Genomic DNA, 1413 nt, shown 5'->3' with positions numbered 1-1413 from the left:
TTTTTAGATTCTGTGTTAATATACAAGTCAATTTTATCTTTTTTTTGTAATTTCGGGTTTTAGGCGGTCTATTGCCAGCCTGTTTAGGGTAGCCGTTTTTGGCCGCCCTAATTTGTATCTACTTTTTCGTTCTGATACTTTTGGAGATGGTATTGTGGATCATACCGCTGTTCGTTTTTATAAATTATAAACATCAGCTCTAGAAGTTTCCTTTGCACAGCTACTGCTGCTTTCATTTTGATGCCATTTCTTGAAACAAGCCTTGTAAATGTATTAGAATAATGTTCATCATGCCTTATGGCGGCCAATGCAGGTAAATGAAGGGATTTTCTCAGGTATCTGTTGCCCCGTTTGGATATGGTAGGTTTGCTCTGGATCGATGTTCCGGACTGTTTTTCCTTTATGTCCAGGCCGGCATAGCTTACCAGTTGCTTTTTATTTCGGATCATCTCAAATCCATTCGTTTCTGCCAATACTGTTACTGCTGTCAGCAGTCCAATTCCAGGGATTGTGGTCAGGTTATCTGTTTGTTTTTTGAGTAAGGAACTCTCCTTAACAATGAGCTTTAACTCGGTCATTATTTCCTTTTCCTGTCTTTGCAGTACTGCTATGCGTTCCTTTATCCGTCCTATAGAGTTTTCATTGGGTTCTGCCTCTGCCTGTTCTGCATGTAGCTGGTTCTTGACAGCAGTACGTTCCTGTACCAATTGGTCTCTCTCCCGGGTCAGCTGCTTCAAACGCTTATAGGTGGGGTCTGGCTTGCGCCACAACTCCAGGTTGCGCTCTAGGCCAAATAAGGTGATAGCTTCCGAGCAGGTACTATCCGTTATCGTCTTGATCTCTAAGGTACGGAAATAGTTGCTGATCTTGTTTGGCAGGACAATACTGATATTGCACCCCTTGCTTTCCAGAAAATAGGCTAGCTTTTCGTGATAAACGCCTGTAGCCTCCATGACAAAATGAAGAGGACTATCCTCACAGGTATGGGTCTGTACCCATTCGTAAAGCTTTATCAAACCTTTATCCGAGTTTCGGAAATTACCATATTGGCACAGCTTTTTATCCAGATTGGAAAAGATCTTGCCAAAGCATACGACCAGTTCCTTACTACCGACGTCAATGCCAACGACCTGCTTGAGTGTTTTCATGTTAATTTTTTGATGTGAAACTGAAAAATCAATAGTGAAACTTCCCTTGGACTTGTCTCCTTATGGATATTCAAGCTGGACTGTAATTCCGCCTTACATTCTGTTCTGTCTTAGGAAGCGAAAAAGAGGAAGGCCATCTCTAAAAATCAGTATGCTAAAAAAGCTACTAAGACAGCCCTAGGCTCTCCCTCTTTTCACTAAATACAGCAAATCTATAAAACAAAAAATGTCTCCTACATTTGCTTGACACAAACATAGGAGACAG

At 41.4% G+C, this 1413-nt stretch carries 1 protein-coding gene; it reads right to left on the bottom strand.

Features of this window, described 5'->3' with window-relative positions; all coding sequences use genetic code 11:
- Nucleotides 1–107 precede the first annotated feature (107 nt).
- Nucleotides 108–1148, bottom strand: a complete 1041-nt coding sequence (locus tag CRJ00_RS17345) for an IS110 family transposase (RefSeq protein ID WP_003010395.1) — start codon at nt 1146–1148, stop codon at nt 108–110.
- Between the last annotated feature and the right edge of the window lie 265 nt (nt 1149–1413).

This window comes from Sphingobacterium sp. 1.A.4, assembly GCF_002734245.1.
Lineage (GTDB): Bacteria > Bacteroidota > Bacteroidia > Sphingobacteriales > Sphingobacteriaceae > Sphingobacterium > Sphingobacterium tenebrionis.
The sequence above is the reverse complement of the archived record's forward strand: the minus strand, read 5'-3'. Positions and strand labels throughout refer to the sequence as shown.

Excerpts from the sequence above, each read along its gene's own strand:
- CRJ00_RS17345 (WP_003010395.1), bottom strand. The coding sequence starts at position 1,148 with ATGAAAACACTCAAGCAGGTCGTTGGCATTGACGTCGGTAGTAAGGAA.